This window comes from Sphingomonas psychrotolerans, assembly GCF_002796605.1.
In the GTDB taxonomy this organism is placed as follows: Bacteria; Pseudomonadota; Alphaproteobacteria; order Sphingomonadales; family Sphingomonadaceae; genus Sphingomonas; species Sphingomonas psychrotolerans.
Genome location: NZ_CP024923.1, coordinates 833,870 through 857,894 on the forward strand (window position 1 = coordinate 833,870; position 24,025 = coordinate 857,894).

Sequence of the window (24,025 nt, forward strand, 5' to 3'; positions counted from 1 at the left end):
GTCGTGTCTCGCTATCGGGATGCGAGCCAAGGTCGCTCCTCGGCTTGACACGCAGCCTCATACGCAACATATGAAGTTGCATGAGAAGGGATGGCCGATTGTCGGGCGTGCTTCACGTCCTTCTGCATATGGCCGAGCATGCCGCCCAGGGTCGCATCAGCACGGGCGGCATCCTCCGGACGGGCGGCTTTCACCGCATCCGACCGATGGGCCGTGACGTCGTCGAGCAGATCGCGTTCATGCGCGGCATAGCCCTGGACCGTGGCAACCAGATTGGGCACCAGATCCGCGCGTCGCCGCAATTGCACGGTGATCCCGCTCCAACCCTCGCGCACAAGCGCACGCGCGCGCACTAGCCGGTTGTAGATCAGGATGAAGAGGAGACCAGCCAGCGCCAGGATGGCGAGGGCGATCCACAAAGCAGTATATGTCAAATTTGCTCCCCGGAAAGATCGCACCGACGCCGGGCGGCGGCTGGTTCACCCCGTTACCGTGTCAGCGATCGATATCCAACATCGACTTGCGAGAGGCGAGACCGCTTCGGCCGAACGGCTGCGTCTCTGGTCCCCAACTTGCGCCGGAGCGCAGCGCCTGCTGGCTTTTCCGCCATGTAACGCGGCGACGAAGCCTCCCGAGCCTGCGAAACAATGGCATGGGTTCCGACACGCATTTTAAGTAAAGATCGCCGGACATCTGCTGGATGGAGGCGCCCCCGACTGGACTCCAGGTCGAAAGCGCTACGGCCAGCCGCCCCGCCCCGCCCCGCGCCGCGGGCGTTCAGTCTGCGCGCACCGGCGAGCCCATCGGGCGCGCATCCGCCTTGGGTCGTAGATCCATAAAGGTTGCCAATCGGCTCCCGCCCGGTTGCGGAGATTGCAGCTCAGTCATCTCATGCCCGCATTGGGCGGGTCACGGTGGGTCCGGAAATCGACTGGTGTCGGTACGCCGACCTTCGTTGAGGCCAGCCTCTTATGAACACTGAAGACCATTGCGGACATCGGATGAGATTCTTAGTTTACCTGATCGACCGATCGGTTGGAGCGAGAAATGGCAATAACCGCCTTCTGGAAAGCATTGTACACAGTTGGACACGATGCCGCATGTCTGACTCAGACTAACGATGGCTGGGTGCTCGAAGGTACAACCGTTTACCTGAAGGACTCTGCCCCAGCAGCGCTGAATTATCGTCTGGAATTGTCGTCAGATTGGGCAACCAACGCTGGCCGCATCAAGGGGCGTGTCGGCAGCAGTGAAGTGAACCACGAAATCCGGAGGGACGGCGAGGGATGGCTCCTTAATGGTAAGCGACAGAGCGGACTTGAAGGTGTGTTCGACCTGGACTTCGGCTTCACGCCAGCGACCAACTACGCCCAGTTGCGCCGAATGGCTTTGCAGGTCGGTGGAAACGCGGAATTCGATGTTGCGTGGATGGATGTGGAGAGCACCAGGCTAGAACCGCTGCCGCAATTGTATAAGCGAATCTCGGATCGGGCCTACGACTATAACTCGCCGCAAGGCCCTTACAGAGCCACTCTCCAGCTGGACGAGAATGGCTTTGTGACTTTGTACCCGGAGTTGTGGCAGGCAGAATTCAACTAACGACCGCTTTGTCACGCAGGGCAGTCATTCCCGCCTCATTGCGCCCCACTTCAAAGGGGCGCTGGCGGCGTAACATGGGTGATGGCTCACCGCTGGCTGGCGCCCCCATAAGATCTGACCGCACCCGTCGCACCATTGCTGCCCACTGCAGATGTGGCTGCCGGCAGCGACGGGCAATTCGAGAATATGCCTGTTCGACGGTCCTTGTGCCGAGTTTGGCGACCCATACGATCGAAATACGGCGACGCCTGTCACATCCTTGACGAAATTCTCCTTATGTGAGCCTTTCCCCACGGGCCGTGCCCCATGCGTAACAAAACAGGAGCCATTATGTCCCGTTGTACTCCGTTGCTTTTGCTTTGCCCCCTTGCCCTCGCGGCGTGCGGCGGATCCGAACCTACCGTGAAGGCAGAGAATGCCTCGATTGATCAGGTCGCCAAAGCCACTCAGGACGCCGTAAAGATGCAGCCTGGCAAGTGGCAAACCCAGATCAAGTTCGTCTCGGTCGATGTACCCGGCATGCCTAAAGCGCAGGCCGACATGATGGGTCAACAGATGGCGAAGATGTCCGAGCAAACCACCGAGACCTGCGTCACGCCCGAGATGGTCAACAAACCGCCCAGCGAGATGTTCGGCGGCAAGGCCGGTGCGGGCTGCACCTATGAGAAGTTCGAGCTGACGGGCGGCAAGATCGATTCCGTGATGTCGTGCAAGCCACAGGGCGCCGGTGAGATGAAGTCGACCACCACCGGCACACTCAGCGGCACCTCCTACGAGCTCGCCAGCGACACGACGATGTCGGGCACGCCGGGGATGCCTGGAGGCAAGATGACCATGAAGACCCAGATCACCGGCAAGCGGATCGGGGACTGCCCCGCAACCAAGGGCTGAGTCTGGCGCACCGGCGATAGGCAACCCGCCACATCGCCAGGACGATTCCGGCCGCGACCAGAGCATCAGTCCGCTGGTCGCGGCCGCACACTGGCAGTCTGAACTGCTCGTATATGCGGTGGGTGCCGGATGCAGCTAAGATTGGTCGCCTACGCCGTGATCGTCATTGGGCTCCTCGCAACGCCATTTGGCATCTCCGTAAAGCGCAAAGCGATCGTCTGCCGCGTCAGCTCTCAAATCTCGGTCGTCCGCCCGGCCAAGTTATTGGCCACCAAGCGGATGTCCCGGCGCTCGCATCATTGAGTTCACGACTTAGTCGCCATTTGACGCCTGTCAGGGTCGTGGATTGAGGAGAAACACGACATAACCCTGGAACCGCGGGTTGGAGGCGAGGCCGGGCGGCGGCGTCCATTCGCCGTTCTGCAATAGGCCGATCCGGAACGGGATGCTCATCCGCTCGAGCCTTGTGAGATAGGTACGGTAGCCCGGGATGACGCGGCGGCCCTGGTATATCTGCAGGACGACTTCATCGACGACGCCAGCGAGCGCGTCGAGACCTTTCGGGTCGCCGTTCGCGCTCCAGTCGAGCAGGCCGGTGATGCCGAGCTTGTAATGCTCCGGCAGGCGCACGCGCAGCGTCTTCAGGAAGGCCGCATAGCCGGACAGATGCCGTGTCCTTGCGTCGAAATCGATCTGGACCCCGGCGACGCGGTTTCCCGCGCGCCGCCAGCGCTCGAGCGCGGCCAGCAGCTGCGCCTCGATCTGCGGCGTCCATGCCAGCGTCTCGACCCGCAAGACCAGCCAGACCTCGGCATGACGGACATGCGGCACCGCAGGTCTTTGCGCCACGAGTCGCGCCGGGGCGCCCGCGACGACCGCGCCGTGAAGCAGATAGATGCGCTTGGCGCGGGAGAGGGCGGGCTGCGGTTTGACGCCCGCCCAGAGCCAGAAGGCGTCGTAATCGTTCGCATCAACGCGCGGGGTGGTCGGAGAACCGCCACTGACATCGATCCCGCTCGCTGCAGGCGTGGTGATGCCGATGCCGGGATTCTGACCGCCACCGAAATTCTGAGGCAGCGCGCGCGCAACGTCCCCGAGATTGGCGCGTGCTGCATCGCGGATTTCCTCGCTGCCGATCGTGACGACCGGCGACGCGACCGGCGCGCCGCGGATCCGGCTCCCGGTGACCACGACATCCTCCGATTGCACATCGACTTCGCTGGTCTCTTCGTCTGCGCGACGGATGACGATGGACTGGCCCGCGGGCCGCTGCGCGAGGCCGCTGCCGGCCAGCAGCTGCGCCACCGCCTCTTCGGGCGTGAAGTCGCCTCTGAGCGCTGGCGCCGTCTTGTCGCGCAGCAATTCGGCAGGCCCGCCGATATTGCGACCGCCGCGGTCCGCCACCGCGCGCAGCGATGCGGCGAGCGGCTGTGCCGGCAGGTCATAGGTCTGGCGGTGTGCCTGCTGCGCGCACGCGACGGGCGCGCTTGCCGCCAGTGCGGCGGCGCTGGCAGTTGCCAGAAGCGCCAGAGCGACGGCCTTGGTCGATTGCATGTCTTGTCCTCCCCCGATCGCGCCGCGCGGGCGCTGGTGGAAGACCTCGACAACCGGGGACGGACTTACCCTGGGATTTTATTTTGTCGGCGCAGCGAGGAAGAAATCGCCGCGCCCGTCTCGAGACAGATCGAGCCGGAATGCCGCGGCAAGTGTCCGGGCGGCGGCCTCGGGCTGGCGGGCATGAAGCGTGCCGGTGAAGCGCAGTCGCACCGCGCCCGGATCGATGCGGATTGCGGTTGCATTGTAGCGATTGATTGCCGCTGCCACGGTGCCGAGCGGCACGTCCTCGAACGAGAGAATACCCGCTGTCCACTGCGATGCGCCGCGCGGCAAAGCGGTCTCGCGGGCGGGGCCATCGGCGCTAGTCTGAAGCATGCGGCCGGGCACAATGCTCCAGCTTCGGCCGCCGTCGCTGACCCGAATCTCGCCCGACAACGCCGCGATCGACAGATCCCCGCCAAGGCGCTCGAGATCGAAAGAACCGGTGCCGGTCACGCCGCGGCCGTCCGCCTCGACGATGAAGGGCCGTGGATCGCCGGCGACCTCGAACCGTGCCCGCCCACTTTCGATTATGACGCGGCGTTCGTCTTGCGAGAAATTCTCCTGAAGGCGGGTCTGGGTGTCGAGGGTCGCGCGGGTTCCGTCGGACAGCGTCACCGTCCGGATCTCGCCGAGCGCGCTCGCGAGCATCACACGGTCGGGCGCGTCCGCGATGTCATGTGCTCTCGGCAGGAAGATCCCGGTAAGGACGAAGAGGGCGAGCGCCGCCGCGATCGCTCCATGCCATGGCCGCAGCCCGCCGCCACGAGGGACGAGGGGCGGCCGCGCCTGGCCGGCAGGTGTTTCCGCCGCCGCCGCACTGGCCGTCCAGGTTGCGAGCAGCCGTTCATATGCCGCTTCGTTTTCCGCGTCGGCGACGTACCAGGCTTCGAAAGCGTCATGGTGCGCAGCGCTGTCGGGCCCGCGCAATCTCGCCAGCCATGCCGCAGCCTCGCGTTCGGCACGCGAGCCCGCCCCGCCGTGGCGGGACATCAGCGCGTCCTCAGCGCGCGATCGAGATGGCCGAGAGCCTTGGTCATGTGCCACTCGACGCCCTTTACGCTGAGACCGGTGGCTTTGGCGATCTCGCGATACGACAGACCATCCAGTCGATGCGCCAGGAAGATCGATCGCGTCTTGTCGGGCAGCTGCACGAGCGCATTCTGGATGCGGTTGAGCTGGTCGCGCGCCTCGAGCGCCTTGACCAGATCGGAGGCGGGCAGCGGCACATTCTCGACCGGCACCTGAAACGCGAGCGAGCGTTCGAGCGCGCTCTTCGCGCGGTTGCGCGCGAGGTTAGCGGCGATGCGGCCGAGATAGGCCTCGGGGCAGTCGATCGGTTCCTGCCGGTCCGAATGGGCATGTGCGAGCCGCGCAAAGCTCTCCTGGACGAGATCCTGCGCGTCGTGCCGCTGGAAGCGCCGCGCAAAGAAGCGCATCAGCTTCGGTGCCTGTGCGCGGTAGAGATCGTCGAACGCGAGTCTCGCGGCGGCGCGCAGCCGGTCCTCTGGCGGAAGCGGATCGCCTTCCGCAAGCCGCGGGGCAGGGAGCGCGAGGTCCCCGGTCACGCGCGACCTGCCCGCGATGCAAAGGGTGCCGCTCGTTCGCTCGCCCATGCCCGACCCGCCACGCCGCCTTCTCCTGCAAGCGAGGCGCGAACCGGCGGAAACCGGGTGTTGAGAACAAGTCTTGAGTCTTGCGCCGGCGCCTTTGGCCGCGAACGGCTTGGACATGCGCGCCGGCCACCCGGCCGATCATCCGGCAGGGTCCGCGTCGTTCAAGACGAGGTTCTCACGCCTCGGCGCTGCCGGGAGGCAACGCACCTTCAGACTAGCGCCGGGAGTTGCTTTGGCAAGTCTGGTGGGGCGAGCGTGTCGCGCCCGACGAGTGACCTCCGGAAGGCTCCGGACTGCGATGCCGCCGAGCTTCGCCATCCCTCGTCACCGCGCGGCTGATCTGCGTTCGTTCAGCAAAGGACATCTGACAGGAAACCTGGTTCATCGCCGGCGCATCGCGGCTTCGACGCGCTTGGGCAACTTGCCTCGGCTACGACTGCCTTTGGGTGGGACGCTGCCTTACGCAACCACGGGGAGGGGACGGCAGCTTTCGTGTCTGGATCGCCCGAAACCTGCCAGGCAGCTCACGGCCCATTCATGCCGATTAGCGTTCCTGAGCTTTGCGCCCGAATTTATACCGCTTACGCCAAGTCGTAACGCGCGCGTCATGCGGCGCGCCTAGCCGCGCCCTGTCCGCCAGTCGGGTCGCCACAAACTCCATAGGGGTATCCATGAAGCTTTTGTTCGGTAGCGCGATGATCGCGCTGTAATTCGCGTGCACACCGGTCGCCTGGGCGCAGAACGAGACCGTCGATGCGCAGGAAAGTCAGGCTTCCGGCGATGAGGGCCCGATCGTCGTCACCGGCACCCGCGATCGCGCGCGCACCCAGTTCGATACCCTGGCTCCGGTCGATGTGCTGTCGAAGGCGGCGGTGGCATCCAGCGTCTCCGGCGATCTCGACGATGTGCTCGCCCAGCTGCTTCCTTCGTTCAACGTCCAGCGTCTTCCAGCGGCCGACGGCCAGGCCTTTGTCCGCCCCGCGACGCTTCGCGGGCTCTCGGCCGATCAGACGCTCGTACTGCTGAATGGCAAGCGCTATCATCGCTCCGCCCTGCTCGGCTCGCGCGGCGCGCAGGCACCCGATCTCGCCAGCATTCCCACCGCCGGCATCGGTCGCGTCGAAGTGCTGCGCGACGGCGCCCTCGCCTATCGTGACATTCGCGACGATGCGCAGCCGCCGCTACGAGGATGCCTTTTGAGCTGCCGGCCTCTCGGTCGGCGGGTTAACCAGGACGCCAAGCAAGCCTTAACGCGACGAGGCGAGCTCCAACCGCCGCCAAAGCCAGGCTGGCAGATTGTCTCACTCTACCCCGACTGGCATGGTCGGCCGGCGCCGCAGGGTCAGTTGGAGAGTCACAGATGAAAGTTGGTTTGCCGATAGCCCTTGCCGTTCTCGTTCTCGCATCGCCTGCACTACCCCAGGGCAGCGACTTCAACCTGACTTATCATGTCGAGCGCACGCCGGCGACGAAGCTGAGCCTGGCGGCCTGCGGCAACGCGGTGATCCAGATTGCCCGCCAATCCAAGCTCAGCGTCGATTCGCAAAGCTTCCCGGGCCAGCTAGTGATGGTGAAGGGTGGCCGTGCGGGAGCTGGCACGTTCGTTGTACAATGCATCGCCGTCGGTAACATGACAGTAAGTGTGGTTCAGGGGATCGACTACAGAACGAAGGGAGCGCTAGGGCAATTCGCGGACCGCGCATTTGCTGCGGTCAAAGCAGCGATCAAATAGGCTACGACGAAGGTGCCTCGCTGGCGACCAGCGCCGCATTGCGTCCCTTTGTCATCGCGTTCAGAAATTCGACAAGACCGTAGCGATCATCGCGATAGTCATCGACGATCAGTTCCGGCCCCTGATCTCCCGAGCGTATGAAGAACTCGGCCTCCTCCGGGCATTCGTTCAGCCGCGCCAGGCTGCGGAATCCGCCGGTATTGCAAACGCCGAGGAATTTCCCCTCGACCGCCTTGAGCCCCTGCTTGTCGAGGATGGGCGATGCGCCCTGAGCGCATATAATCAGGCGCTCGCCTTCCCCGGTCTCCGAGAAGCCTAGGGGCAGTTTGATTTCCTCGTCGAGCACGAAGCTGTCGAAATCCGCACGATCAGCAGCGCGCGCGTCAGCGCCTTCCAGTGCCGTCAGGCGGAGGGCGCCAAGGGCTTCCGACCAGACCGTGGCTGGCGGCAACGCGTGGGCATCATCGCCCAAGGCGGCGATCAGCTCCTGCCGGGCTTCCTGGGGCGTATGGTGCAGGGACAAGATCATTCGCAGCACAACGACGAGCACGTTATGGTGCAGACCGGCGCCGGCACCGTTCACGGTGAAGCCATCGTCGCGCCAGGTGACCGATATCGTCGCCCGTGACCGCACGTCCATGTGACACCAGGCGAAGAAGCCGGCCTTCACCAGTGCGTTCAGCTCCTTGAAGGCATCCCGTACCACCTCCCGGTCCTCCTGCCCGGCATATGCGGACGTGAAGACAGCCTCCACCGCGAAGCGCGTCAGATAGAGCGGCAACTGAGGAGGGACTTCCGTTAACAGCTTGGCGAGCGGTGATTCCTCCATTGGACGCGGTTCTCCTGAACGATGGATCAACGGGATCGGGATGCGGCATTGCCGGGGCTGGTCGAGGCGCCCGATGACAGCGGTTCGTCATGGGCCCAGCGCGACTCCATGCGGACATTTGCGCCCGAGACACTGGAGACTTCGGTCCTGATCTTATCCCGCACTTGCGGATCTCCGCCAGGCCGATGCCAGTAATAGGTGGTGACTGACGCGGACGCGAACGTATCGGCCGGTGAACCGAAGCGTTTGCGCAGACCTTCCGCAAACGCCTTGCTGTTCCTCAAATTTTCTTCGAAACTGAGGAATGCCACTCGCTTGTCGAAGAAATAAGCTTCAACAAGCCGGCGTCCTTCCGCCAGGTCAAGGAGCTGCAGGATGATACGAAACGGCCGGCGAACTGACGCATAACAGGACGAACGCTCGCCCTTATAAAGTGGGTTTTGGAGAAGCTCCTCCTTCGAGCTGCAGCGTACCTGCGCATAGCCGCCCGCACGTAGCGCGGCTTCCACCTGTTCGGGCGCCATCAACGGCGCGACCCCTTCGACCTCTGCCCCGCTCCAGTCGGGTCTTGAACGCTGTGGCTTCGCTGGCTCGCGATCGCAACCGGCCAGTGTGAGCGTGATGCTCAAAAGCCAGGCCGATCGGATCATCATGCACCTCCAACATTGAGCTTACGGTGGGAAAGTTACCCGATGAAGGCTGCGCCTTGATACGACGCCCGAGCAGCTGCTCCCCGCTCCAGCGCGGTCCCGGAACGGCTCATGGCGCGCCCCCTCTGGAACCCCCAGCTCTTGCGATTTGGGCGTATGCCGATTGTCGAGGCCATCAGCACATCGCCTCCCCGCCATGGGCGGCCTTTCTGCCGGAAGCTTCACCCGCTCGAATGCGGCGAGGAGGGCCGCGCCATCCGCACGCGCCATATGATGGATACCTAATAAGTAGGTGCTGCCCAAGGATGGCGAGACGCCAACGGGCTCGGCCGATCTCATCCTGGCAGCGATCTGGGACGCAATATCCCCTAATCGATGATCCGAGCCGCCGGTGAGGCGGCCTGATTGCGTAGCCTCGCGCTGTTGGGAAGCGAGGGGAAGGTGTCAGCACCGATCAGGAGCGCCTTCGCCGGATGGGCGCCACCACGCCGGGACGAAGATTGCGCACCCGAGCCAGACGCGGCTATCGTGATTGGAATGTCGGCTTTCCTGACTCTCCTCCTGGTCCTGCAATCCGCCAATGCGAGGCCAGCGCCGAACCAGGCCTGTTTCGAGATTCTCGCCGACTCCGAGGGAGAGATGGCGCAGGCGCAGGATCCGGTTTGGCGGCGTAAGGCGGTTGGCGAGCTGGCAAAAATGCGCGCCGAGCATGACCGCTACGACGCCTCGATAAATCGCAAGCTCGTACAAAATGCGAAGGCGCGCGACCGGCTCCAGCAAGAGTTCGACCGACGGGAAATCGAGGAAGACGACTTCAACGCAGCCCGGTCGGAGATTGAGACCGAAGCGCGGCGTCTGCTTGCCGAGCGCGACACCCCTCAACTGCCCGCCTGCGGCTTTTGACGGCAGGGGCGGAAGCGGAGCCGACTGCCCGCACCGGCTGCCGCAGTTGCGGCTTCATTCCGTCGGAAGAGGCTCGCGACTGCGTTGATTGAGCTCTTAGAGCGCAGCTACCGAATGGGAGTTTGGGCGATTTTCGTCCAGGCCAATCAGGGCCACGACGCCGCTATCGCTTTATACCAAATTAGCTGCGCGCAGATGGGATCCATTTCGACATCGATCGCTAACCTAAGCCATTCGTAGCCACGTCAGGTTCTCACGCACGCCGGGTGAGGGTGGGCGCCTTGCCATTTCCAGAGTGAACCCCTCAACGCCGCTGGCACCCGTTTATGGGTCACTACCTAGCTAAGGTTATGGCCGAAGGTAGAATAAGACGCGAGGAACGCGACCATGGCGATACCGGAAAAAACAAAAGCGCGGCGAGACAGCGCCCGGTCCTGACGAGCCAGCCCCACCACCAGCGAGCAGAAGGATGAGGAGCCGGCCAGGAGGAGGATCAGGGCCGAATAGACGAGCCTGTCGAGGTTGTAGGAGCCGCCGCCGATCGGGGGCGATCCCTCCGTTCCCCAATCGCCGATCAGCGCCACCAGCCACAAACAGGCCGTGGCGAACACCCCCGCTGCGATCATGAAGCTTCTACGTGTAATAGAGATACCCACTCTTGTCGAACGATCGACCTCAGTCGACACCAGCTTTCGGACTCAGAAACCCGTACTTGCAGCCGACGCTGGAGTCGCCTTTTAGACAATCCGACCAGCGAAAGAGTTTTTCGATTTCGACTAGGGGGCCGGTCGTGCCGCCCCCGCCCATACCGATAAAGGTTTTGCCCGAAATCCTGCCGACGATCGTGACATTAGTAGACTCGTGAACGAGCTCCTTATCGTACGAGCCGGCAGTGCAGGCATTAAAAGATTGATACGTAGGGTCGTTGGTCCAGCGCGGTTCGCCAAGATCGCCGCTAAGAGCATACAATATCGTCAGGCAAACGCCTTTGTCCGATTTTGCTACGTGCTGAACGGCGCCCGCCCAACGGATGCGTTTGCCAAAGTTATGTTCTTTGACTCCCTGATCCGGACTTAGGGGAGCAGCCGCAATATTCCTCAGCGTCTCGGTTTCTGTCGCGTTAGAGGCACTATAGGCTGAAGCGCGCTCGGCGGTACTGATACCGGTTACATTCGGTCGAAGTGCGATCGGGGAACTGACGCATCCGGACAAGATCGCACAGCAGAAAAACGGGCCATATATCGGCCTGATCACCAGCTTGCTCGGAAGGATTTTCATTGCGCAGGTACATTGGCGGTCATGACGAACCCACTATGTAGTGCGGCAGTGATGCGCAACAGCTATGGGGGTCGCTTCTGCCGTTCGCCGTCGTGCGCAGGTGTTCCGCCGCAGTCGAAACGTCCGGCAATACCTGGAGTCAGGACTTATTGGTCCCAGCCACAAGATGACGGTGGCAGCGAGCGCGACGGCGGAGAAGAAGACGGTTGGACAGCGGTCGTAGCGGGTGGCGACGCGCCGCCAGTCTTTGAGGCGGCCGTGATCCTCGCCCAGCAGCGCAAGGCTCAGCAAGCGCGTAACACCGCCGCGCTCGCTGATTTCAATCGCTGGATTCAGCACCGCAACGCAGTCACACTCGAGACGGCAAGGCTCGACGGCATGATGCGGGTTCTCGATACCGAGAACACCTATTTCCCACGCTGATGCGCAGTGCATCGAGGAGGAGGCATTAGATTCGAACAGCATGGCTCCTGATGGCCGGGCTTGCGGTCGCCGCGTGGGGCGGAAAGCCGGACGAGACGCAGGTTGTCAGGCCTGACTGGCGCGGCGCATCGATTGAGGGCATCGCACCGCTCATGTCGCCTTCGGACGTCGAGGCCGCGCTGAAGCAGCGCGGTTACCGCCAGGTGCGCTGCCTCTCCGATGGTCAGTTGCTCGCCGATCCGCTCAATCAGGAGGACGCGTCCCCCTGCTATGCCGCGCCAGGACGCCCGATGCGGATCATCCTCTATTTCCTCGGTCTGCGCGAGGGAAGGCGATTGGCCGTGGTCAATTTCAAAGACAGCTCCGTTGCGCAGTCGAGCAGGGAAGAAAGTCTCGCGGCGAGCCAGGCTTATGCCGAGGAGTTGCAGTCCCGCTTCGGCCTCCCGATGCGAACGGTCGAGCATTCATCTTTCCGCACGCTGTATTGGCGTCGCCCCGGCGGCAACCCTTCGCTGCCGGATATGATCAGCACCAGCGTGGGCGACGCGTTCGGGGCGAATGTCACCATGACGAGCATGTGGGCCTATGGCCAAGCGCGCCAGCTTGCGTCTTCCCCAGCCAGCAAGGGAAACTGAGGTACTGTCAGAGCAAATGCACCCGGCCTTTCCTATTTGGCTAGCGCCCGGACTCCTCCACCGAGATCTGGAAACGGTGCTGGTTCGGACATGCTTCGTTCCTTCCCCAGCTGGTAAGTCTGACAGTACCGCGAAAGGCCGTGCTTGGGATGACGTGCATCCGTATTTGTTTCGACCAGTTGCGAGGACCCTAACCGTCATGCCCATTCAAATATTGGCCATACTGGCGCTGAGCGCATTCGCCGCGGGCTGCGACAGCGATCCGCAGCAGCAACTGATATCGAACGATGGAACACAAAGCCGGCTCGGCAAAACCGATTCTTCCGCACCGGGCACGGACGCGACCGGGGCTGTCGACACGGCAATCCGGCTCGTTGCCGCTTTGCAGATGGATGCACGCTACGCCACGAGGGTGGATGCGGTGATCGAGGCAACGAGATCGCACCCGAGGCTATGGTCTGGGAGAGAGAACGCGGACACGGCGGAGCTTCGCTACAAATTGGCGCGAGAAACTCTTCTCAAAAGGAAGCCCCAAGTCCTGAATGATGTCGCCCAACGCCTAGCATCAACTTATGGTGAAAGCGATCTGCAGGACTACCTCGCCCATCTAAAAAGCGGCAGAGAAGCTGATCATCCTCTGGCGTCCAATGTCGATCGAACCTTGACGGACGTAATTTGGGACGCGCTCATGATGGTTTCCGTGGAGGTGAACGAACAGGCGGAAGGTTGGTAATAGTCCTAATAGGCGAAACCGCCTCGGGGCTCTGTCAGGGCAACGTGGCAGCAGTTCCTTCGTGCTGGTGAGACGCCAATGACCCGCAAATCACGAGCATTGCCGCGTAGTCCATTTCGTTGCTTCAACTCGTCACCTGAGGTGATCCGGCTGGTGGTGCTGATGTACGTGCGCTTTCCCGCTGTCGTTGCGGAAGGTACGCTACCGGAAATAGCTCACAGGTGATGCGGGTCGCAAAAGACGGCGATGCCTGTCTAGCGAAGCCGTATCGCTCCGCAGACTTGTTGCGCGGGCTGCAAATCGTAATGGAGATTCTCGCCGCTGGCCGGGCGACCCCACCTTTCCCAACTGGACTGCGGGTGCTCGAGCATGCTGCCGACGCGGGCGGAGCCCGGTAAGCGACGTCCCCTCGGGGGGCTGGGCATAATGCTGCCCGAGAACGGCAGGTGCTACCTGTCCGCTTCTCGAAAGCGGACAGGTAGCAAGCGGCCCAAAGTCGGTCATCCAGCGTCGCCGCGCCGCTGCCCGAAAGCAGACGGACGTTCAGCTCAAGGGCGAACCACAGCCAACGCACGATATCGGCCGTTCAGCCGCGCGCCCGAACGGTCGTGTAAGCCTCGCAGCCCGGTGGAGCTAGCTCGCTCCAGCGGCTAATTCACCGGATGCCCGGCCTTCCGGCAGAGGCGGGTCAGGGTGCCGATCCGCGGGTCGTCGGCGCCGTAGCGTTCGCGTAGCATGGGCACCTTGGCGCAGTTCTTCGCGGTGCGTGTCGAACGCGTCGCCGCGTCCCCGTTCTCCGTTTGCCCGCGCTCACGCTCGCTCTGCGTGACATGGTCCTGCGACAGCGTGCCGGTGAGTTGCCCCATGTTGAAGGCGCCGCTAGCGTCCTGCGCGCCTGCGGCGTTCGCCGTGCATGCCCCGACAATGGCGGCGGCACCAGCGAGCGTGGAAACCATCATCTTCATCAGCGCGATCCTCCTCGACCGGCACTATCGCGGCCAACCTGAACGTAGACGGAGCAGGTTTGCCGATCCCGTTCACATAAACCCGGGGAAGTTGCGCCCCGCGGACCGCTGACGGGCTGGATCGGACGAAATGACATTTGCCGGGATCGCCGATTCTGCACCGGTTCGGGATCGATTTCCCGGCGGCCACCTATGGTGCCGCCGGCTGACCAGAACTATTCTTCCGTGGATCGAGACGAGGATGCCAGAGCGTTCATGATCGCCCGCGAGCTCATTGCGGAGCATGGCGACGGTGGCCGACTTCCTGCAAGCCAGAATCGACGCATTGACGGAGGCAAGGGATCTTGAGCAGCTGTCGGCCTGGTTCGTCATCCGCAACGCCGTCGCCCTGACCTTGAAAGGCGACCCCACCCTTCATTGACGGAGCGGAGCAGTGACGCACGCTGCCGAACCGCTGCGCGGCCGGACAGGGTGCGGAGTCTGACCGCGGCCCCGCAGGCACACGCGCTCTGCAGCCGGGCGGCGCGCCCGGTTTCACGCCCGGCGACAAGTGCCGCCCCTGGGCGCGAAGCCCGACCCTGCGCTGCTGATCCGGCTGCGCCGTGCGAGAGCCTGTCCTTGTCGGGTCGGCGGCGTCGCCGCCGAGGGCGGTGCGGTCGCCGCTGGCGCGGCGGCGTTGTTTTGGCCTCTCCCGGTGGCGCGGGAGTGGGCGGCGCTCCCTGCTAGGCCCGCCCGCGTCCCCGGCAAGCCGGGCTGCGCCCGGCTCCTCCACTGGCGTTGCGGCCCTGCGCCACCCCATCGCGCAAGCGCGATGGGGACCCCGGACTTGGGTGCCGGTGCCGCTCTTGCGGGCCTCTCCAGTCGCTTCTGCCGCCCAGGCGAAGAACCTGTCGCGGATCGACTTTCGCGAACTCCAGGCCCTGACGCAGACGCTTCAGCAGATCGATCGTCTCATGGGCCAGGCGCAGGGCATCGGGTACCGGGTCGATCAGGTCGACAGCGAGTTCAAACGGCTGTTTCCGCAAAGCTTCGGCCAGGCCCTCACGACCAACGATCTCGTCGTCGGCGCCCGAGCCCGCCTCGACACTTCGGTCGCGGCGTTCAACCAGACGATGCGGGTGCAGGCGCAGGTGGTCGGCAACGTCGCTGCCGATACGCAGGCGCTCGCATCGATCATGGCGAAGAGCCAGGGAGCAGAAGGCGGGCTGCAGGCGCAACAGGCGACAAACCAGTTGCTCGCGCTGGCTGCCAAGCAGCAGTTCCAGATCCAGAACCTGATGGCGGCGCAGTACCGCGCGGAAACGCTCGAGGCATCGCGCCGCGCCCAGGCGGAAGCCGAAGCGCAGGCCGCCACCAGGAAGTTCCTCGGCAACGGCACGGCCTACCACCCTCGCTAGGGGCCTCCCGTCCGAGCATGGCGGCGGACTTCGCCCCCTGGGTCCGCCGTCACCTCCCGCGGGGCGTGCTTCTGCTCCCCGAGCGCGTCCCGCGGGATTCCATCCCACTGCCACGGACAGAGTCATGAACGACCTCAACATCATCGATCAGTTCATGCAGGCGTTCATTCGCTACATCGACAACGGCTTCGGTCTGTTGGGCGGCGACGTCCATTTCCTGGCAGCCACGCTGATCGGCATCGACATCACGCTGGCTGGCCTGTTCTGGGCGCTGGGCGGCGAGCAGGATGTGATGGGGCGCTTCCTGAAGAAGATCCTCTATGTCGGCGCGTTCGCCTTCATCCTGAACAGCTTCTCGACGCTCGCAACGATCGTCTTCAACTCCTTCGCCGCGGCCGGGCTCACCGCGGGCGGCGGCACGATCTCGGCGGATGATCTGCTCAAACCCGGCAGGCTCGCGGGGACGGGCTTCTCCGCGGCATGGCCGCTGCTCGACCAGGTCTCGAAGTTGCTCGGCTTCACCACCTTCTTCGACAATTTCCTGACGATTGCGGTGCTGCTGTTCGCCTGGGCGCTGGTGATGCTGTCGTTTTTCATCCTCGCGATCCAGCTCTTCATCACCATCCTCGAGTTCAAGCTGACGACACTCGCCGGCTTCGTGCTGGTGCCGTTCGCGCTGTGGAACCGGACCAGCTTCCTCGCCGAACGCGTACTGGGCAGCGTCGTGAGCTCGGGCATCAAGGTGATGGTGCTCGCCGTCATCGTCGGGATCGGCTCGAACTATTTCAACGATTTCGTCGGCTCGCTCCAGGGCCAAGAGCCCGACATCGGCAAGGCGATGAGCCTCGCGCTCGCCGCGCTCACCCTGTTCGGGCTCGGCATCTTCGGACCCGGCATCGCCACCGGCCTGGTTTCCGGCGCTCCGCAGCTCGGCGCGGGAGCGGTTGCCGGCACGGCGCTCGGCGCCGCCGGCGTCGCTGCTCTGGGGGGCGGTGCGGCCCTGGCCGGTGCCCGAGCCATCGGTGGAACAGCGCTCGGTGCCGTTCGCGCGGGCACCTCGATGGGGTCGGCCGCCTCGACTGCCTACAAGCTCGGCCAGGAGGGCGCCGGTTCGACCAGCGTCGGCGCCGGTCTGAAGGGCGTTGCGAGCGCGGCAGGCGGAGCGCTCCGCAACCGCGCCGCCGGCGCGTTCGGCATCGGCGAGGCCGCCGCTTCGGGGCGCCAGGCCGCTTTCGACTCCCTCACGAACCGGCAGGTGCCTGCGAGCGGGTCGGGCCAGACCGCGGAACAGCAGCCCGCCTGGGCGCAGTCGCTGCGCCGCCAGCAGGACGCGCGGCGCCATCGCCAGGTCGTCGCCCACACCCTGCGCGAGGGCGACCGCGGCGGTGCGTCCGCAATCCCGGACATCAAGGAAAAGGAGGACTGAGCGATGCTCTTCAAGCGAAGCGTCCAGCGCTACGGGCGGACACCCGAACCGGACACACCCTTTCACCGTGCCGGCCAGCTCTGGGATGAGCGGATCGGATCGGCGCGCGTCCAGGCGCGCAACTGGCGACTGATGGCCTTCGGCGGCCTGGCGTTGACGACCGCGATGTCGGGCGCGCTGGTTTGGCAGTCGCTGCAGAGCCGCGTGACGCCCTATGTCGTCGAGGTCGACCGTCTCGGCGAAGCGCGCGCGATCAGCGAAGCGGAAGCCGGGTACAAACCGACAGACCCGCAGATATCCTGGCATCTGGCCCGCTTCATCGAGAAGGTCCGGTCGGTCTCGCTCGACCCGGTGCTGATGCGGCGCGACTGGCTGTCGGCCTATGACTTCGCCACCGGGCGCGGCGCGCTCTTCCTCGGCGATTATGCCCGCTCCGCGAACCCGTTCGGTGCGATCGGCCAGAAGACGGTGTCGGTGCAGGTCACGAGCGTGGTTCGCGCCTCGGAGCAGTCGTTTCAGGTCAAATGGGTCGAGACGGCGTTCGACCGCGGCGCGCCGGCTGGCACCTCGCATTGGACCGGCATTCTGATCGTCAAGCTCAAGCCGCCTGCGTCGGCGGAGGTTCTGCGCAAGAACCCACTCGGCCTCTATGTCGATGCGATCGACTGGAGCCGCGAGATCGAGCCGGCCGCCAGTCCGACGGCTCCGCCGCCGACAGCGCCGCGTGCGACGCAGCCTTTGCCCGAAGGTCAAACGATCGCGGCTCCGGATGCCGGCGCCGCCGTGAGCCAAATCCCATCCACCCCGGAGAACCGGCAATGAAACGCCCCAGCATTCTGCCCACGCTGCTTTCGACAATAGTCGCGTCGATCGTGCCCACTGCCGCTCTCGCGCAGAACTCCACCCCGGCCGATACCGCGCATCGGGTGCCGTCGACGATCGCTGCGGCGAACCGGGCTGCCACGCTCGAGCCTTCGCCGCCTGCCTTTCTCAATGCCGCGGCGGTGATGCCCTATGCCGAGGGGGCGATCTATCAGGTCTACACCACGCCCGAGCGGGTCACGGATATCGCGCTTCAACCGGGCGAGGTGCTGGGCGCGGTCGCGAGCGGCGATACCGCACGCTGGGTGATCGGCGACACGACGAGCGGGGCAGGGCCCGCCAAGCGGGTGCATATCCTTGTGAAGCCCTATGCCGCCGGTCTCTCAACGAACTTGGTCATCACGACCGACCGGCGCACCTATCACGTGGCGCTCACCAGCGTGCGGAGCGTCGGCATGTCCGCAATGGCATGGACGTATCCGCAGGAAACGCTGATCGCGATCAAGCGATCCGAGGAGGCTGCGGCGGCCGCCGCGCCGGTGGCGATCGGGCTCGACGTCGATCAGCTGCATTTCAACTATGCCATCTCCGGCGATACGCCGCGATGGCGGCCCTTGCGGGCGTTCGACGACGGCAGGCAGACCTATATCGAATTCCCCGCCAGTCTCGCGGTCGGCGAGGCGCCGCCGCTGTTCCTCGTCGGTGCCAAGGGCGAGGCCCAGCTCGTCAATTATCGCCTGCGCGGCCGCTATTATGTCGTCGATCGGCTCTTCGACGTCGCCGAGCTCCGCCTCGGCACCAGGCATCAGGATGTGGTCCGGCTTACCCGCGTCGACGAGGCGGGACGCCGCAACCGCTCCAAGGGGAGGGCGTCGTGAGCGAGGATACCGCCGGGGCGCCGGAAGGCGCCACCCCCTCGACGCCGCCGAAGCTCGATCCCGAAACCTTCGTGCTGCGTGCGCGACCTGGACGCGCGATCCGCTTCAAGCGCGGTGTGATCGTCTCCCTGGCCACCATTGCCGTGGCCGGTGTCGCCGGTACCGCCTGGTTCGCGCTAGAGCCGCGGGCGCTGCACCTTGTGGCCGATAGCGAGGACAAGAACATCGCGGCCAAGCCGCCGACGGATACACTGAGCGGGTTACCGGCAAGCTACGGGACGGTGCCGAAGCTTGGGCCGGCACTACCGGGCGACCTGGGCAAGCCTATCCTCGATCGTCAGCGCCAGCTCGCCGGCGAGACCATGCCGCCAGTTCCGCCCGCGGTATCGGCGGTGCCGCAAGCCGCCGACGATGCCCGTCAGCGCCGCGCCGCGGAACTCAAGGCTGCCCGCGAATCCGGATTGCTGGTTCAGACCACTGCCCAACAAGGTCCGAGTCCAGCGATGCCCGCCGCGACGGCGCCGGTGCCGACGGCGGTCGGTGATTCAAGCGACAAGGTCGCGGTCGATGCCGATCGAGATCCGAACGGCCAGCAGCGCAAGGCCGACTTCGTCCGCACGGCCGACAAGGCGGGCGATACCAATCCGCACACAATAGCGCCGCGACCGTCGCCGTTCACACTGTCCGCCGGGAGCGTGATCTCGGCCAGCCTGATCACCGGGCTGCGATCGGATTTGCCCGGCTTGGTGACGGCCCAGGTGACCGAACGGATCTTCGACAGCGCGACGGGCCGCATCCTCCTGATCCCCCAGGGTACGCGCTTGATCGGCACGTATGACAGCGTGGTTGCCTTCGGGCAGCGCCGCGCACTGGTGGTGTGGCAGCGGATCATCTTCCCCGATGGCAGCTCGATCCGCTTGGAGAACGCGCCGGCGACCGACCCGTCGGGCTATGCCGGACTGACCGACAAGGTCGACTTCCATACATGGTCGCTGCTCAAGGGTGTTGTGCTGTCGACCCTGCTGGGCGTCGGGTCGGAGCTGCAGTTCGGCGGCGAAAGCGATCTCGTCCAGGCCGTTCGGCAATCGACCCAGCAAAACATATCACGCGCCGGTGATCAGCTAACATCCCGGAATCTGCAGATCCAGCCGACGATCACTATCCGTCCGGGCGCGCCTGTCCGGCTGCTGGTGCATCACGATCTCGTGCTGAAGCCGTGGGTGGGAGAACAGTGATGGCCGATCTGCGTCTCCCGCGGCTGCCTGACCGCACGCCGGTGAAAGTCGGGATACAGGTGACCCCGCAGCTGTTCGCGGATCTCACGCGATACGCGGCACTCTACAAGGAGACCTATGGTCGGGAAGAAGCTGTCGCAGACTTGATCCCTTCGATGCTGACAGCCTTTCTCGACAGCGACCGGGCGTTTGCCAAAGCCCGTTCGGGCGGGAAGTGAGCGATATGGCTACGACCATTCGAGAAGTGGGAAAGGGCGCTAATGGCCCGATCGAGCCGTTCAGCGTCCGCATTCCTACCGCCATCGCCATGACCGGCCTCAGCCGGTCGAGAATTTATGAGCTGATAGCGTGCGGCGAAATCGAGATCGCCAAGGACCGCCGGAGCACGCTGATCATCGTCGCCAGTTTGCGGGAGGCGGTCCGTCGGCGGGTCGTGGACCGGAATTTGTAGATCGAGCAGGGTTATGGCTCCGTCCATCGCATCCGAACACATTGGACAGTGCAACGCCTCTTTTCAGATGTTCTTGGTTTGTGCCATCTTCGCGGCATGGAACGATTCGCCCCAGAGCCTTCGCGCGCCGCTATCTCATCCGCCATTCTCGCGGCGCCCGGCTGGGCGCGCGTCGGGATCACGATGCCGAACGATCGGTTGCGCGAGCAGGCTGCAGAAGAACTGGCGCGCGCGATCGTCGATCGGCTCCATCATGCAGAGCCCAGCGTGGATGCGGACCAGCTCGCGCTGCCGATCTGATTCCGTCTCTGCGAATCACTCATCCAGCCCGGGCGAATGCCGGGCTGCGATTCGCTAAGTGAGCGGGGAACGGGGCCCAAAGAGCCATTTGTCAGGTGGAAAGCAGGGCGACACCAGCGCCACTCGTCCAGCCATATCCGACGAAATCCGAGGAGCTATTCCGGCCAGATTCCGGCCAGATCGCTAGATTTCATCTCAACATCAACGGCTAAGCCATTGAAAACGCTGGTGACCCCTACGAGAATCGAACTCGTGTTTTCGCCGTGAGAGGGCGACGTCCTAACCGCTAGACGAAGGGGCCGTGCAGTGGAAGGCGGGCAATTAGGAGGCGCGGGGCGAGCCGTCAAGCGCGTATCGGCGCAAGGCCTAACCAGCGGCGGACACCGGAGCAGTGCGGAAGCATCAACCGGTCAGCAACTGCAACCAGCGAGAGCGTCGCTCCGAACAGCGGCATCGCTAGCGCGAGCAGCAGTACGGCGCCGATCAACACCGGTCCGTAGCGCGGGCGCGACAACCGGGCGGGGGCGCCCAATAGTCCTTCCGGGCGCCTTCGCCACCACATCACCGTTCCCGAAACCGAGAGAGTCGCGAGGAGGAGCGCAGTCAGCGTACCGAGCAGCTGGTTGGCGAGGCCGAACAGCGCGCCCTCGTGCGCGGCGATGCCGTAGCCGACGGCGCGATCGAGCCAGTGCCGTTCGGCGAAGTCGCGGCGGGAGGTGAGAGCGCCAGTGCCGCCGTCCACGGTGATGCTGGTGCGCAGCGGCCGGTTGGCCGCGTCGGATGTGACGGTCCACGGCGCGCCAATGGTCGCGGGCGGCGCGATCAGCACCGGCGGCGCGATGCCGAGCGGGTAGACCGCCGCCGCCACCCGGTCGAGATCGGCGCCCGGTGCCGCCGCATGCGGCATCGCCATGCCGCCATGCCCGGCATGAGCGCCGGGCATGGCGCTGCGGCTGCCGGTCGGCCAGTCCTGCGGCCCATCTAGCGTGCCGGTGACGGCGCGGACTTCCTTGAAATAGCTGCCCCAGAACTTCGCCCAGGGAAGGCCCGTCGAAATCAGGAGCAAGGCGAGGACCGCTACCCATATGCCGGCGACGGCGTGCAGGTCGCGCCAGAACAGCCGCTTGCCGCTGCGCAGCCGCGGGTATAGCACCCCGCCGAGCCCGCGCGCCCGGCGCGGCCACCAGAGGTAGAGGCCGGTGAGCAGCATCGTCGCGGTCCAGCAGGCGGCGATCTCGACCAGATAGCTGCCCGGGCTGCCCGCGCGAAACTTGCCGTGGAGGTCCGAGATCACTCGCATCGGGCGCTCGCTCTCGGTTTCCGTCCTGAGGACGCGCAGCTGATAGGGATCGACATAGACGCGCGTTTCCAGGCCATCCTTTCCTACGATCACGCGTGCCGCTTCACCCGCACTTTGCGGCAGCTGGTACTTATGCAGCGTTGCGCCGGGCACCGCGGCGAGCGCCGCCTTCACTTGCGCGTCGGCGCGGGCGCGCGGACCCGCCGGGGCGAGCGTGTCATAAGGCCGTTCAAGCCAGGCCTCGATCTGCGGTTTCCACAGATAGATCGTCCCCGTCGCGGCGAGCCACAGCACGAAGGGCATGCAGAACAGCCCGGCATAGAAATGCCAGCGCCATACTGCATTGTACCAGCGCGCGCCGGGGACGCTCGCCATCAGAAGGCCGCCCGCACGCCAGCGAAGACGCTGCGCCGTTCCACGGGAGTGAAGATTGCGCTCGCGGGCGCGTATTGCACCACCGCGGAGACATCCCCGGCGGCCTTGCGCCCGCCCAGATTGCGCGCATCGGCGAACAGGGTGAAACGGTCTTCGATCTTCGCCTCGGCGCTGAGCCCGAACAATATATAGCCCCCGGTGCGGAAGCTGTTGGCATAATCGGCCCAGGCGCCGCGCGGTGTCCATTCGAGACTGGGCGCGACGTGGAACGCCTCGCCGCCCACCCGCAGTTCGGCGCGATAGAAATGCTCCGGGATCACCGGCAGCCGGTTGTCGCCGAACTGGGCGTCGTCGCGGAAGCCGAAGTCGCTATATTGATACACCTGTCGCAGCCGTGCCCAGGCCGTGAGGTCGACATCCAGCCCGAGTTCGACGCCTTGGTGTCGCGTGCGTCCGGCATTGAAGGTCGACGCCGGGATCGTCGGCGGTGCGGTATTGTACTGGAGCAGCTCACCGTCGAGGTCCGCGCGATAGAGGCTGAGATCGAAGCGCAGCGGCCCGATCCTGCCGCGCCCGCCGATCTCGGCGGTCCAGCCGCGCTGCGCGTCGAGCGGCACGAAGTCCGAGATCTGGGCAAGCTCGATGAAGCCCGGCAGTTCGTGGCTGCGGCTGAGATTGGTATAGAGCTGAATCCCGTCACCGGGTTCGAACAACAGGCCCAGCTTGGGCGAGAGCTGATCGAACGTGGTACGGCCGGTGGCGAGCGCCGGAAAAATCTGGTCCTGCCGCCGCAGCCCCGAGGTGTAGACCGCGCCGGCGATCAAGGTCAGCCGATCGACCGGACGCAGCCTTGCCTCGGCATAGGCGTCGATCGTGCGTGCCGCCTGATCGGCCGCGAAGGTCTTGGCGCCTTGCTCACCGTTGACGTTGACGAAGCGCCGCGATGCGACATCGCCGAAGCGCGCGGTGACGCCCGCGGTAAAGCCGAAGGTGCCGAAGTCCTGATCGAGCCGGGCATAGCTGCCCCAGTCGAGTGCTTTCTGGTCCACCAACTGGTAGATCGGATGGTGGAGTTGCTTGGCGTTGAGGAAGACACCGACATCGAGCTTGCCGGCGCCGAGGGTGATGCTCGTCCGGTTCTGCAGACGGAGCGAGTCGATGTCGCGTGCCTGATCGTTGGCGAAATTGCCGCTCCGGGGGGCTGCGCGGACTGCCGCGTAGGTGAGCGCACCGGGCAGCTCCTGCCGGATCGTCTGTGCACTGGCATAGAAGCGGGTCTCGACATTCTCGCTCAGCCGCAGGCCGATATTGCCGTTGACACGCAGTGCCTTGCGGCGGGCGTGATCGCGGTCGCCGTCCGAGCGGTCGCCGGCGATCGCCAGCCACGCGTCGCCGCGTTCGTCGGCATAGCCCGCGCTGGCGAAGCCGCGCAGCGTATCGAAGCTGCCGCCATCGACGCGCAGACGAAAGCCCTTGGACGAGCGACCGGTCGGCGTCACTCCGTTGATCGCGCCGCCCAGCGTCGATGCGCCGAAGCGCAATGCGTTCGCGCCGCGAAACACTTCGATATGCTGAAGGAAAGCCGGGTCGAGCTCCTGAAAGTCGCCATTGTCGTCGGCAAGGTTGATCGGGATGCCGTCCTGCAGCAGCGTCAGGCCGCGCATGTGATAGCCCCGGCTGATCCCCGATCCGCGGATCGACAGGCGCACTTCCTGCCCGAAGCGCGGCTGGGCGTAGATGCCCGGCGAGAAAGCCAGCGCATCGCGCAGCGAGACGGCGAGCTTTTCGTCGAAATCCTCTGCGGAGACGACATTGGCGCCGCCCGGCGTCTCGCCGACGCGCTGGATGGCTTCCTCGACAAGCCTTTCGGCAGTGACGACGATCTCGTCGCGGCGGACGGGAGCTTCCTGGGCGAAAGCGGGAAGGGCGGCGAGCAACACAGGCGCGCCAAGCAGCGCGCGTACGGACTTCGACATGAACTGATCCTCGGC

28 protein-coding genes, 1 tRNA gene and 1 pseudogene are annotated in these 24,025 nt (G+C 64.8%); 17 read left to right on the top strand and 13 right to left on the bottom strand.

Annotated elements, in window-relative coordinates; all coding sequences use genetic code 11:
• Positions 1-11: 11 nt before the first annotated feature.
• Positions 12-434 (bottom strand): LemA family protein, encoded by a 423-nt coding sequence (locus CVN68_RS03545; protein WP_233503564.1) that lies wholly within the window; start codon positions 432-434, stop codon positions 12-14.
• A 613-nt stretch (positions 435-1,047) separates the two neighbouring features.
• On the opposite strand from CVN68_RS03545, the gene CVN68_RS03550 reads away from it, so the two are divergent.
• Together CVN68_RS03550 and CVN68_RS03555 are read left to right on the top strand one after the other, a co-directional pair.
• Positions 1,048-1,599 (top strand): putative glycolipid-binding domain-containing protein, encoded by a 552-nt coding sequence (locus CVN68_RS03550; RefSeq protein WP_100280980.1) that lies wholly within the window; start codon positions 1,048-1,050, stop codon positions 1,597-1,599.
• 402 nt (positions 1,600-2,001) lie between these two features.
• Positions 2,002-2,490, top strand: coding sequence for a DUF3617 domain-containing protein (locus tag CVN68_RS03555; protein ID WP_158298714.1), 489 nt, complete (start codon positions 2,002-2,004; stop codon positions 2,488-2,490).
• A 333-nt stretch (positions 2,491-2,823) separates the two neighbouring features.
• Here CVN68_RS03555 and CVN68_RS03560 read toward each other — a convergent pair whose 3' ends face one another.
• The 3 genes from CVN68_RS03560 to CVN68_RS03570 form a co-directional block, all read right to left on the bottom strand.
• Complete coding sequence (locus CVN68_RS03560; protein ID WP_100280982.1) at positions 2,824-4,044, bottom strand: DUF3142 domain-containing protein; 1,221 nt, start codon at positions 4,042-4,044, stop codon at positions 2,824-2,826.
• 78 nt (positions 4,045-4,122) lie between these two features.
• Positions 4,123-5,079, bottom strand: a complete 957-nt coding sequence (locus CVN68_RS03565; RefSeq protein WP_100280983.1) for a FecR family protein — start codon at positions 5,077-5,079, stop codon at positions 4,123-4,125.
• On the bottom strand, positions 5,079-5,654 hold the full coding sequence (locus CVN68_RS03570) for an RNA polymerase sigma factor (RefSeq protein WP_233503565.1): 576 nt from the start codon (positions 5,652-5,654) through the stop codon (positions 5,079-5,081). The genes CVN68_RS03565 and CVN68_RS03570 overlap by 1 nt, the downstream gene beginning before the upstream one ends.
• Before the next feature lie 902 nt (positions 5,655-6,556).
• Between CVN68_RS03570 and CVN68_RS03575 the strand changes: the two genes are divergently transcribed.
• On the top strand, positions 6,557-7,066 hold the full coding sequence (locus tag CVN68_RS03575) for a TonB-dependent receptor plug domain-containing protein (RefSeq protein WP_233503566.1): 510 nt from the start codon (positions 6,557-6,559) through the stop codon (positions 7,064-7,066).
• Positions 7,063-7,434, top strand: a complete 372-nt coding sequence (locus CVN68_RS03580; RefSeq protein WP_100280986.1) for a DUF6180 family protein — start codon at positions 7,063-7,065, stop codon at positions 7,432-7,434. The genes CVN68_RS03575 and CVN68_RS03580 overlap by 4 nt, the downstream gene beginning before the upstream one ends.
• 1 nt (position 7,435) lies before the next feature.
• Here the strand turns inward: CVN68_RS03580 and CVN68_RS03585 are convergent, their stop codons facing one another.
• Positions 7,436-8,263: a hypothetical protein gene (locus CVN68_RS03585; RefSeq protein ID WP_100280987.1), complete on the bottom strand. Its 828-nt coding sequence runs from the start codon at positions 8,261-8,263 to the stop codon at positions 7,436-7,438.
• A 26-nt stretch (positions 8,264-8,289) separates the two neighbouring features.
• On the bottom strand, positions 8,290-8,913 hold the full coding sequence (locus tag CVN68_RS03590; RefSeq protein ID WP_158298715.1) for a hypothetical protein: 624 nt from the start codon (positions 8,911-8,913) through the stop codon (positions 8,290-8,292).
• Positions 8,914-9,450: 537 nt separating this feature from the next.
• Here CVN68_RS03590 and CVN68_RS03595 point away from each other — a divergent pair.
• Entirely contained in the window at positions 9,451-9,816 is a 366-nt protein-coding gene (locus CVN68_RS03595; protein ID WP_100280989.1) for a hypothetical protein, read from the top strand.
• 338 nt (positions 9,817-10,154) lie between these two features.
• Here CVN68_RS03595 and CVN68_RS03600 read toward each other — a convergent pair whose 3' ends face one another.
• The 3 genes and pseudogenes from CVN68_RS03600 to CVN68_RS03610 all read right to left on the bottom strand — a co-directional run.
• Positions 10,155-10,442, bottom strand: a complete 288-nt coding sequence (locus CVN68_RS03600) for a hypothetical protein (RefSeq protein WP_100280990.1) — start codon at positions 10,440-10,442, stop codon at positions 10,155-10,157.
• 49 nt (positions 10,443-10,491) lie between these two features.
• Positions 10,492-11,094, bottom strand: coding sequence for a Slp family lipoprotein (locus tag CVN68_RS03605; protein ID WP_100280991.1), 603 nt, complete (start codon positions 11,092-11,094; stop codon positions 10,492-10,494).
• A gap of 156 nt (positions 11,095-11,250) precedes the next feature.
• A pseudogene (locus tag CVN68_RS03610) lies at positions 11,251-11,352 on the bottom strand (IS5 family transposase); the annotation flags it as partial.
• On the opposite strand from CVN68_RS03610, the gene CVN68_RS23630 reads away from it, so the two are divergent.
• The 3 genes from CVN68_RS23630 (at position 11,353) to CVN68_RS03620 (ending at position 12,885) form a co-directional block, all read left to right on the top strand.
• Positions 11,353-11,517 carry a hypothetical protein gene (locus tag CVN68_RS23630; RefSeq protein WP_199560336.1) on the top strand — a complete coding sequence of 55 codons (165 nt, stop codon included), beginning with the start codon at positions 11,353-11,355 and terminating at the stop codon, positions 11,515-11,517.
• A 50-nt stretch (positions 11,518-11,567) separates the two neighbouring features.
• Complete coding sequence (locus tag CVN68_RS03615) at positions 11,568-12,152, top strand: hypothetical protein (RefSeq protein WP_100280992.1); 585 nt, start codon at positions 11,568-11,570, stop codon at positions 12,150-12,152.
• A gap of 199 nt (positions 12,153-12,351) precedes the next feature.
• Positions 12,352-12,885, top strand: a complete 534-nt coding sequence (locus CVN68_RS03620; RefSeq protein ID WP_100280993.1) for a hypothetical protein — start codon at positions 12,352-12,354, stop codon at positions 12,883-12,885.
• Between the two features lie 650 nt (positions 12,886-13,535).
• Here the strand turns inward: CVN68_RS03620 and CVN68_RS03625 are convergent.
• Positions 13,536-13,850: a hypothetical protein gene (locus CVN68_RS03625; protein ID WP_100280994.1), complete on the bottom strand. Its 315-nt coding sequence runs from the start codon at positions 13,848-13,850 to the stop codon at positions 13,536-13,538.
• A gap of 292 nt (positions 13,851-14,142) precedes the next feature.
• Between CVN68_RS03625 and CVN68_RS24155 the strand changes: the two genes are divergently transcribed.
• From CVN68_RS24155 to CVN68_RS03670, 9 genes are all read left to right on the top strand, one after another.
• A complete protein-coding gene (locus CVN68_RS24155; RefSeq protein ID WP_267893734.1) occupies positions 14,143-14,271 on the top strand; it encodes a hypothetical protein in 129 nt (42 codons plus the stop codon).
• A gap of 409 nt (positions 14,272-14,680) precedes the next feature.
• A complete protein-coding gene (locus CVN68_RS03635; protein WP_100280995.1) occupies positions 14,681-15,247 on the top strand; it encodes a conjugal transfer protein TrbJ in 567 nt (188 codons plus the stop codon).
• A gap of 124 nt (positions 15,248-15,371) precedes the next feature.
• Positions 15,372-16,673, top strand: coding sequence for a P-type conjugative transfer protein TrbL (gene trbL, locus CVN68_RS03640; RefSeq protein WP_100280996.1), 1,302 nt, complete (start codon positions 15,372-15,374; stop codon positions 16,671-16,673).
• 3 nt (positions 16,674-16,676) lie between these two features.
• Positions 16,677-17,495 (top strand): conjugal transfer protein TrbF, encoded by an 819-nt coding sequence (gene trbF / locus CVN68_RS03645; protein ID WP_100280997.1) that lies wholly within the window; start codon positions 16,677-16,679, stop codon positions 17,493-17,495.
• Entirely contained in the window at positions 17,492-18,373 is an 882-nt protein-coding gene (gene trbG, locus CVN68_RS03650; protein WP_100280998.1) for a P-type conjugative transfer protein TrbG, read from the top strand. The genes trbF and trbG overlap by 4 nt, the downstream gene beginning before the upstream one ends.
• The gene (locus tag CVN68_RS03655; protein WP_100280999.1) at positions 18,370-19,608 is read left to right on the top strand and encodes a TrbI/VirB10 family protein; all 1,239 of its coding nucleotides are present in this window, start codon (positions 18,370-18,372) and stop codon (positions 19,606-19,608) included. Before trbG ends, CVN68_RS03655 begins: the two co-directional genes overlap by 4 nt.
• On the top strand, positions 19,608-19,826 hold the full coding sequence (locus tag CVN68_RS03660) for a DUF2274 domain-containing protein (protein ID WP_100281000.1): 219 nt from the start codon (positions 19,608-19,610) through the stop codon (positions 19,824-19,826). Before CVN68_RS03655 ends, CVN68_RS03660 begins: the two co-directional genes overlap by 1 nt.
• Before the next feature lie 5 nt (positions 19,827-19,831).
• A complete protein-coding gene (locus CVN68_RS03665; RefSeq protein ID WP_100281001.1) occupies positions 19,832-20,059 on the top strand; it encodes an AlpA family phage regulatory protein in 228 nt (75 codons plus the stop codon).
• Between the two features lie 96 nt (positions 20,060-20,155).
• Entirely contained in the window at positions 20,156-20,359 is a 204-nt protein-coding gene (locus CVN68_RS03670; RefSeq protein WP_100281002.1) for a DUF6771 family protein, read from the top strand.
• A 226-nt stretch (positions 20,360-20,585) separates the two neighbouring features.
• Here CVN68_RS03670 and CVN68_RS03675 read toward each other — a convergent pair.
• The 3 genes from CVN68_RS03675 to CVN68_RS03685 all read right to left on the bottom strand — a co-directional run bounded on the left by CVN68_RS03675 (position 20,586) and on the right by CVN68_RS03685 (position 24,010).
• Positions 20,586-20,660: transfer RNA gene (locus tag CVN68_RS03675), tRNA-Glu, on the bottom strand.
• A gap of 42 nt (positions 20,661-20,702) precedes the next feature.
• On the bottom strand, positions 20,703-22,034 hold the full coding sequence (locus CVN68_RS03680; RefSeq protein WP_100281003.1) for a PepSY-associated TM helix domain-containing protein: 1,332 nt from the start codon (positions 22,032-22,034) through the stop codon (positions 20,703-20,705).
• Positions 22,034-24,010, bottom strand: coding sequence for a TonB-dependent receptor family protein (locus CVN68_RS03685; protein WP_100281004.1), 1,977 nt, complete (start codon positions 24,008-24,010; stop codon positions 22,034-22,036). Before CVN68_RS03685 ends, CVN68_RS03680 begins: the two co-directional genes overlap by 1 nt.
• Positions 24,011-24,025: the final 15 nt, after the last annotated feature.

Bases quoted from the DNA above. Each gene is read 5' to 3' on its own strand.
- CVN68_RS03550 (WP_100280980.1), top strand. From the start codon at position 1,048: ATGGCAATAACCGCCTTCTGGAAAGCATTGTACACAGTTGGACACGAT.
- CVN68_RS03560 (WP_100280982.1), bottom strand. From the start codon at position 4,044: ATGCAATCGACCAAGGCCGTCGCTCTGGCGCTTCTGGCAACTGCCAGC.
- CVN68_RS03565 (WP_100280983.1), bottom strand. From the start codon at position 5,079: ATGTCCCGCCACGGCGGGGCGGGCTCGCGTGCCGAACGCGAGGCTGCG.
- CVN68_RS03580 (WP_100280986.1), top strand. From the start codon at position 7,063: ATGAAAGTTGGTTTGCCGATAGCCCTTGCCGTTCTCGTTCTCGCATCG.
- CVN68_RS03585 (WP_100280987.1), bottom strand. From the start codon at position 8,263: ATGGAGGAATCACCGCTCGCCAAGCTGTTAACGGAAGTCCCTCCTCAG.
- CVN68_RS03590 (WP_158298715.1), bottom strand. From the start codon at position 8,913: ATGATCCGATCGGCCTGGCTTTTGAGCATCACGCTCACACTGGCCGGT.
- CVN68_RS03595 (WP_100280989.1), top strand. From the start codon at position 9,451: ATGTCGGCTTTCCTGACTCTCCTCCTGGTCCTGCAATCCGCCAATGCG.
- CVN68_RS03600 (WP_100280990.1), bottom strand. From the start codon at position 10,442: ATGATCGCAGCGGGGGTGTTCGCCACGGCCTGTTTGTGGCTGGTGGCG.
- CVN68_RS03605 (WP_100280991.1), bottom strand. From the start codon at position 11,094: ATGAAAATCCTTCCGAGCAAGCTGGTGATCAGGCCGATATATGGCCCG.
- CVN68_RS03615 (WP_100280992.1), top strand. From the start codon at position 11,568: ATGGCCGGGCTTGCGGTCGCCGCGTGGGGCGGAAAGCCGGACGAGACG.
- CVN68_RS03620 (WP_100280993.1), top strand. From the start codon at position 12,352: ATGCCCATTCAAATATTGGCCATACTGGCGCTGAGCGCATTCGCCGCG.
- CVN68_RS03625 (WP_100280994.1), bottom strand. From the start codon at position 13,850: ATGAAGATGATGGTTTCCACGCTCGCTGGTGCCGCCGCCATTGTCGGG.
- trbL (WP_100280996.1), top strand. From the start codon at position 15,372: ATGAACGACCTCAACATCATCGATCAGTTCATGCAGGCGTTCATTCGC.
- trbF (WP_100280997.1), top strand. From the start codon at position 16,677: ATGCTCTTCAAGCGAAGCGTCCAGCGCTACGGGCGGACACCCGAACCG.
- trbG (WP_100280998.1), top strand. From the start codon at position 17,492: ATGAAACGCCCCAGCATTCTGCCCACGCTGCTTTCGACAATAGTCGCG.
- CVN68_RS03660 (WP_100281000.1), top strand. From the start codon at position 19,608: ATGGCCGATCTGCGTCTCCCGCGGCTGCCTGACCGCACGCCGGTGAAA.
- CVN68_RS03665 (WP_100281001.1), top strand. From the start codon at position 19,832: ATGGCTACGACCATTCGAGAAGTGGGAAAGGGCGCTAATGGCCCGATC.
- CVN68_RS03670 (WP_100281002.1), top strand. From the start codon at position 20,156: ATGGAACGATTCGCCCCAGAGCCTTCGCGCGCCGCTATCTCATCCGCC.
- CVN68_RS03680 (WP_100281003.1), bottom strand. From the start codon at position 22,034: ATGGCGAGCGTCCCCGGCGCGCGCTGGTACAATGCAGTATGGCGCTGG.
- CVN68_RS03685 (WP_100281004.1), bottom strand. From the start codon at position 24,010: ATGTCGAAGTCCGTACGCGCGCTGCTTGGCGCGCCTGTGTTGCTCGCC.